The organism is Leptolyngbya sp. FACHB-711 (assembly GCF_014695615.1).
Taxonomy (GTDB): Bacteria; Cyanobacteriota; Cyanobacteriia; order Elainellales; family Elainellaceae; genus Leptolyngbya_A.
On the sequence record NZ_JACJOR010000069.1, the window covers coordinates 1 to 6,724 of the forward strand.

6 protein-coding genes are annotated in these 6,724 nt (G+C 51.5%); 5 read left to right on the top strand and 1 reads right to left on the bottom strand.

Annotated features, from left to right (window positions below; translation table 11 throughout):
- Positions 1–369: 369 nt before the first annotated feature.
- The 4 genes from H6F80_RS01625 to H6F80_RS01640 all read left to right on the top strand — a co-directional run bounded on the left by H6F80_RS01625 (position 370) and on the right by H6F80_RS01640 (position 4,278).
- A complete protein-coding gene (locus H6F80_RS01625; RefSeq protein ID WP_190789877.1) occupies positions 370–1,530 on the top strand; it encodes a Re/Si-specific NAD(P)(+) transhydrogenase subunit alpha in 1,161 nt (386 codons plus the stop codon).
- A gap of 19 nt (positions 1,531–1,549) precedes the next feature.
- Positions 1,550–1,843 carry an NAD(P) transhydrogenase subunit alpha part 2 gene (locus tag H6F80_RS01630; protein ID WP_190789878.1) on the top strand — a complete coding sequence of 98 codons (294 nt, stop codon included), beginning with the start codon at positions 1,550–1,552 and terminating at the stop codon, positions 1,841–1,843.
- Complete coding sequence (locus H6F80_RS01635) at positions 1,840–3,243, top strand: NAD(P)(+) transhydrogenase (Re/Si-specific) subunit beta (RefSeq protein WP_190789879.1); 1,404 nt, start codon at positions 1,840–1,842, stop codon at positions 3,241–3,243. The genes H6F80_RS01630 and H6F80_RS01635 overlap by 4 nt, the downstream gene beginning before the upstream one ends.
- Positions 3,244–3,672: 429 nt before the next feature.
- On the top strand, positions 3,673–4,278 hold the full coding sequence (locus H6F80_RS01640; RefSeq protein ID WP_190789880.1) for a pseudouridine synthase: 606 nt from the start codon (positions 3,673–3,675) through the stop codon (positions 4,276–4,278).
- On the opposite strand, the gene H6F80_RS01645 is transcribed toward H6F80_RS01640, so the two are convergent.
- The gene (locus H6F80_RS01645; RefSeq protein ID WP_190789881.1) at positions 4,261–5,361 is read right to left on the bottom strand and encodes an EI24 domain-containing protein; all 1,101 of its coding nucleotides are present in this window, start codon (positions 5,359–5,361) and stop codon (positions 4,261–4,263) included. The two genes, H6F80_RS01640 and H6F80_RS01645, sit on opposite strands and share 18 nt — an antisense overlap.
- A 288-nt stretch (positions 5,362–5,649) precedes the next feature.
- On the opposite strand from H6F80_RS01645, the gene trpS reads away from it, so the two are divergent.
- A complete protein-coding gene (gene trpS / locus H6F80_RS01650) occupies positions 5,650–6,660 on the top strand; it encodes a tryptophan--tRNA ligase (RefSeq protein WP_190789882.1) in 1,011 nt (336 codons plus the stop codon).
- The last annotated feature ends 64 nt before the right edge of the window (positions 6,661–6,724 follow it).

Consider the following 6,724-nt stretch of genomic DNA (forward strand, 5'->3'; position numbering starts at 1 on the left):
TTTCACAGCACAATTTTTGGAAGACATCTAAATTCTTGTAACGATTCGATCGCGGAACTGATAAATTACCTTGATCCCCAAAAGCGATCGCTTCCAAACAATGTTAATTGATTTAGCGTTTGTTCAATGTTTGTGAATAACCCTTCGCAAGGACGATCGATTTGCGTTACACGAGAGTAAATCAGACTCAATCGGATTCAAGATAATGGGGGTGGGCAGCCGTCCACCCTTCACCTGTAACAGGGGCAACTTCAAACGGCACTACCCATTACAAATAAACGTCATTGGTTGAAGTGCTTCACATTAAGCGTTTCAAGAAACTTGAGCAAACTGACGAGAGACAAAACCAAGTTGAGGAAGGAAGAATTCATGAGGATTGCAGTTCCAAGAGAGATTGAAATGGGAGAGCGGCGGGTTGCCCTGATCCCGGATACCGTGAGTCGTTTAACCAAGCAGGGGATCGAAGTCTGGATCGAAGCCGGAGCGGGAGAAGCCGCCTATTTCTCAAATGCGGACTATGAAAAAGCCGGAGCCACGATCGTCTTTGATCTAGAGGCACTCTGGGGGTCGTGCGATGTGCTGCTCAAGGTCAAACCGCCCCAGCGTCGAGAAGACGGACGGCATGAGGTGGATTTGCTGCGCTCGGGTGTAACGCTCATTAGCTTTCTCGATCCGCTTGGCAATCCAGAACTGGCAGGACGACTCGCCGATCGCCACATCTCTGCCCTCAGCATGGAGCTAATTCCGCGTATCAGTCGGGCGCAGAGTATGGACGCGCTTTCGTCTCAGGCATCGGTTTCAGGCTATCAAGCGGTTTTGATTGCAGCAGCAGCGTCGCCCAAGTTCTTTCCAATGTTGACGACGGCGGCAGGCACAATTCCCCCTGCCAAAGTGTTTGTGATCGGGGCAGGAGTGGCTGGTTTGCAGGCAATTGCAACTGCGCGTCGGTTGGGAGCGGTGGTCGAGGCGTTTGATATTCGTCCTGCCGTGAAAGAGGAAGTCCAGAGTTTGGGCGCGAAGTTTGTTGAGGTGAACCTGGAAGAAGACACTGTTGCCGCAGGCGGATATGCCAGAGAAGTGTCTGAGGTGGCGAAGCAGAAGACCCAGCAGGCGATCGCCGACCATGTGAAGTTATCAGATGTAGTCATTACGACGGCGCAGGTTCCCGGCAAACGCGCTCCGATCCTGGTAACGGCTGACATGGTGGCGCAAATGAAACCGGGGGCGATCGTGGTCGATATGGCAGCCGAGCAGGGCGGCAACTGTGAGGGCACAAAGGCAGGTCGCGATGTGGTCAAGAATGGCGTGACGCTGATTGGTCCCACGAATTTGCCTTCGTCGATGCCCGTTCACGCGAGTCAGATGTATGCGAAAAATTTGCTGACGCTGGTGCAGCATTTGGTGAAGAACGGTGAACTGCTGCTCAACTTTGAAGATGAAATTACTCGCGAAGCTTGTGTGACGCATGCAGGCGAAGTGCGCCATCCGCGAGTGCGCGAACTGTTGAATCAAATGGCGACGGTGGGTTAGCAAAAAGGATTCACAAAACATGACAGAAGCATTAGTTACAGGCTTAGTCGTCTTTACGCTAGCCGCCTTTATCGGGTTTGAAGTCATTAATAAAATCCCGCCAACGCTCCACACGCCGCTGATGTCTGGCTCCAATGCAATTTCTGGAATTGCGGTCGTGGGTGCGGTGCTGGTGGCAGGCGAACGTCACTGGAATCTAACGGTGATTTTGGGATTGATTGCGGTCATTCTCGCAACCATTAACGTCGTGGGTGGATTTCTCGTCACCGATCGCATGCTGCAAATGTTTAAGAAGAAGGAAGGCAACGCATGAACGAATTTCTCCCCTCAGCAATTCAGTTGAGCTATCTGGCTGCGTCTGCCCTGTTCATTATTGGCTTAAAACAGCTTGGTTCTCCGGCAACGGCTCGTCGGGGAAATGGGATTGCGGCGATCGGAATGCTGATTGCCGTCGTGGCAACTTTGCTGGATCGGCAAATTTTGAACTATGAAATGATTGCGGTGGCGATCGCGATCGGTTCCATCATCGGCATCGTCATGGCGCAGCGCGTTGAAATGACCGCAATGCCACAAATGGTGGGTTTACTAAACGGATTTGGTGGCGCAGCGTCCGCACTTGTTGCCGTGGGCGAATTCTGGAAATATCTGAATGGATTGGAACTCGTTCCCCTCAGCGAAACGATTACGATCGTCCTCAGTGTTTTAATCGGCGGCATTACCTTCACCGGAAGCTTGCTCGCCTTTGTCAAACTGGAAGGCTGGATCAGCGGTTCACCTATTACTTTTCCCTTTCAGCAGCCATTTAACCTGACGTTGCTGGCATTGTTCCTGGGTGCAAGCGGTTTATTGCTGTTTAATCCACACGATACCGTCACCTTTCTCATTCTCGTTGCCATCTCTCTTGTACTGGGAATTCTGTTCGTTTTACCGATCGGCGGTGCAGATACACCCGTGGTCATTTCCTTGCTCAACTCCTTCTCTGGGCTTGCTGCAAGTGCTGCCGGATTTGTGTTAACGAACAATATGCTGATTATTGCCGGAGCATTGGTCGGCGCATCGGGCATTATCCTGACGCAAATCATGTGTAAGGCAATGAATCGATCGTTGGCAAACGTCCTATTTACTGCCTTCGGTTCCGCAAAAACGGCTTCTGGCGGAAGTTCAGACGCATCAGGGGATCGAACGATTCACAAGATCGATCCCGAAGAAGGCGCGATGATGCTGGGCTATGCGCGATCGGTGGTAATTGTCCCCGGCTATGGCATGGCAGTGGCTCAGGCACAGCACACGGTACGCGAACTCGCAGACCAGCTTGAGCGACTGGGCGTAGACGTAAAATACGCGATCCATCCCGTCGCAGGCAGAATGCCCGGACACATGAATGTGCTGCTAGCAGAGGCAAATGTGCCCTACCCCAAGCTGCACGACATGGACGACATCAACCCAGAGTTTGAGCGAACCGATGTGGCTCTGGTAATTGGCGCAAACGATGTGGTCAACCCCGCCGCCCGTCACGATACCGCTAGCCCGATCTATGGAATGCCCATTCTCGAAGTTGATCGCGCTCACCATACGATCGTGATCAAACGCGGCATGAATGCAGGCTTCTCCGGTGTGGAGAATGAGCTTTTCTACAAAGACAAAACCATGATGCTGTTTGGTGGCGCAAAGGATGTGGTCGAACAGCTTGTCTCCAGCGTCAAGGACCTCTAGATCGAGCGTTAATCGACTTAAATTAATGCAACGGGGGTGCGATCGTCGTGCCCTCTTTTTTACTGTATTCTCTAGAAACAGTATTCTCTAGAAACTGTAGACAAATTGGCTCACGTAATTTTGACTCAAGTAATTCGACTCAAACAATGGATACGTCTTCCACAGTTCTCGATTGGCTAGCGGTGGCTTTTTACATCGGCTTCGCTGGCTTCATCATCTGGCAAGTTCTAACCAGAACAAACCGATAGCAGTGCTCTGCCTTTTCTGATTCTTAAACATACTCATTCTTCAACACACCCTGATCCAAACCCTTCGATCGCCTTCCCGATCATCGCTTTTATATTTGCCAAGATCAGAAAAGCTCTAGCAACCTATCACCAAACCGATAACTGATTCGTATATTCGATCGCTCACGTTCCATTCAATTCCATGCCTCAAATCAAGCCCCCTTTTTCCGGGGAGAACCGCTACCTTGTCTTCTTCAAACCGTTCGACGTTCTTTCACAATTTACAGACGAAACTGCCGTCGATCGTCTGACGCTCAAAGCTTTTATCCCAGTTCCCGATGTTTATCCGGTTGGACGGCTCGATCGCGATAGTGAAGGACTGCTGCTGTTAACCAGCGATGGCGGCTTTCAGCATCGCCTGACCGACCCAAAGTTTTCCCATCCGCGCACTTATTGGGTGCAGGTGGAGCGAATTCCCGACGAGGTAGCCCTGCAAAAACTGCGATCGGGCGTGAAAATTCAGGACTACAAAACTCGTCCGGCTCAAGTGCGTCTGCTGGACACCGAACCCGATCTGCCGCCTCGCGATCCACCCATTCGCTTTCGCAAAACGATTCCCACAGCCTGGATCGAAATGACGCTGACCGAAGGCAAAAACCGCCAGGTGCGACGCATGACCGCTGCCGTTGGTTTTCCCACGCTGCGATTGGTGCGAGTAGCAATCGGTCAACTCCGCCTCCAGGGACTCCAACCCGGAGAATGGCGCGATTTAACTCCAGAGGAACGAGAACTAGCCTTCCGGCGATAGCTTGCGCTCCTCAGTTTTTTCAGAACGATACCAGGGCAAAATCCGATCGCAAAAGAATAGGGTTCCTGCCGCCACGCAAACCGGAATCGCCAGCAAATTCACAAACGGAATGCTCACCAACACCAGACAGACGATCGCAAACCCTGCGCTACCGGGTAGACTCCGCCCAACAATTCCCAATTTCTGACGAAACGAAGGACGACGCCGCTCCACCGCAGAATCCAGAAAATCAAGACAGACGATCGTATCCGCCAAGATAATACCGCCGATCGTTGCAATTACTGTACCGATGCCGGGAAAGAAATTGAGCAAAAAGAGCGGTAGACCAAAGACGATCGTGAGAATTAGCTTGTTGAGTTCGTAGGTGATTGCCCGCCCGATTTCTGTCAAGAAACTAACGTTCACCGTTCGGAGTTGTCCAGTTTTGAGAATTTCAATTTCTTCTGACAGCTTGCCGTACCAGGGCGCACCCAGCAGCACCCCAAACTGAAGCAGCACAAAGCCCGTCAGCAGCAGCAGAATTACCGTCAGCAGCCCCCGCAGCAAAAACACAAATAGCCGCAGCGTTTCTCCCGGCACGGCATTGAGCCACTGAAGTAGCCAGTCGGGAAGGCGTACAGTAGGTAAATTAATTTGCCATTGGGGAAACTGCCACTGCGGAAACTGCCACTGGGGAAGTCGCCAGTCAGGAAGCTGAATTGCCGGCAAAGCAATCTGCGGTAAAGGAATATGAGGCAAATACGCGGTCAAATCAGGCAATTGAATCGGGGGCAAATGGACTGAAGGCAGATCAACCTGGGCGATCGATCCCCCCACCTGAGACAACTGCGCTAGCCATCCGGGAATCCCTGCAATCAGCGCATCAATTGCCCAATATCCTGCCGAGAGCAGCGCAGCATACAGCGTCACGCCCAGCACCAGATTGATCACGATCGGAATCAAGATAAATTTCCGCAGTTGGGGCAATTTGGCAAATAGCCAGACAGCTCGAAGCGGATAGGATGCACCTGTGATCATGCTACCGGGTCCGCGATCGATGGGCGGCACAGCGGAGATAGGTTGGGAGTTTGGCTGCTGAGTCATCGTTATACGGTTTTCTGCCTATATCACTATCAATCACTACCAATTCGACTATGACCTGGAAGCAATGTGCCCTGGAAGACCGACGATCGCTTCCCAGCCTGATATCTTGAGCTTAAATCAGGTGAAAGATTGTTAATGCAGCCTTCGGGCTGCTTTTTTTTGGGCAATCAGCTCTCTTTTGCAAAAGAATTTACTCAAAATCTAGCTCATAACGTTCCACCGAAACCACTGCATCTGGTCGCGATCGGGCAGAATAAATAGAGTATGTAAGGGGAATTGGGAAACGTTATGGGTAAGCCGCGTGTGCTTTCAGGAATTCAGCCGACGGGTGAACTGCATCTAGGCAACTATCTGGGGGCAATTCGTAACTGGGTTGAGATTCAGCAGGACTATGACAGTTTCCTGTTTATGGCTGACCTCCACGCGATCACCGTGCCCCACGACCCCACTCAGCTTGCCACAACGACTTACAAAGTGGCAGCGATGTATATGGCTTGCGGCATTAGCCTGGAGCACGCCACCATCTTTGTTCAGTCCCACGTTCCTGCCCATACGGAACTGGCATGGCTGTTTAACTGCATCACGCCCTTAAACTGGCTCGATGACATGGTGCAGTTTAAAGAGAAAGCGATTAAGCAGGGAGAAAACGTCAGTGCTGGGCTGCTGACCTATCCTGTTTTGCAGGCATCAGACATTTTGCTGTACGAGCCGGACAAAGTACCCGTTGGCGAAGACCAGAAGCAGCACCTGGAGCTAACTCGCGACATTGCCGCCCGACTGAACTACCTCTACGGCAAAGAAGACCAACCGATTCTCAAACTGCCCGATCCAATGATCCGCCGCGAAGGGGCACGGGTGATGAGCCTTACTGATGGCACGAAGAAAATGTCCAAGTCCGATCCTTCGGATGCCAGCCGCATCAATCTGCTCGACCCCCCCGACGAGATTCAGCGCAAAGTTAAACGCTGCAAAACTGACTCGGTACGCGGACTTACCTTTGATGATGCTGATCGCCCCGAATGCCACAACCTGCTGTCGCTCTACATGATCCTGTCAGGACAAACCAAAGAAGCCGTCGCCGCTGAATGTACTGATATGGGCTGGGGACAGTTCAAGCCCCTGCTGACCGACACCTTGATCAACGCACTCCAACCTATCCAGGAGAAATATCACGCCATTATGAACGACAAGGGCTATCTAGAATCGGTGCTGCAGCAGGGACGAGAAAAGGCAGAGTCGATCGCTAATGTCACTTTGTCAAAAGTCAAAGACGCGCTGGGATATTCTAAACCCCTTTAAGGAATGGTTTGAGGAATCTTAGAGATTTTGATTGCCCCCTAGATCCCCTATTCATAGGGACTTT

Coding starts and splice junctions, on each gene's coding strand:
- H6F80_RS01625 (WP_190789877.1), top strand. CDS start 370: ATGAGGATTGCAGTTCCAAGAGAGATTGAAATGGGAGAGCGGCGGGTT.
- H6F80_RS01630 (WP_190789878.1), top strand. CDS start 1,550: ATGACAGAAGCATTAGTTACAGGCTTAGTCGTCTTTACGCTAGCCGCC.
- H6F80_RS01635 (WP_190789879.1), top strand. CDS start 1,840: ATGAACGAATTTCTCCCCTCAGCAATTCAGTTGAGCTATCTGGCTGCG.
- H6F80_RS01640 (WP_190789880.1), top strand. CDS start 3,673: ATGCCTCAAATCAAGCCCCCTTTTTCCGGGGAGAACCGCTACCTTGTC.
- H6F80_RS01645 (WP_190789881.1), bottom strand. CDS start 5,361: ATGACTCAGCAGCCAAACTCCCAACCTATCTCCGCTGTGCCGCCCATC.
- trpS (WP_190789882.1), top strand. CDS start 5,650: ATGGGTAAGCCGCGTGTGCTTTCAGGAATTCAGCCGACGGGTGAACTG.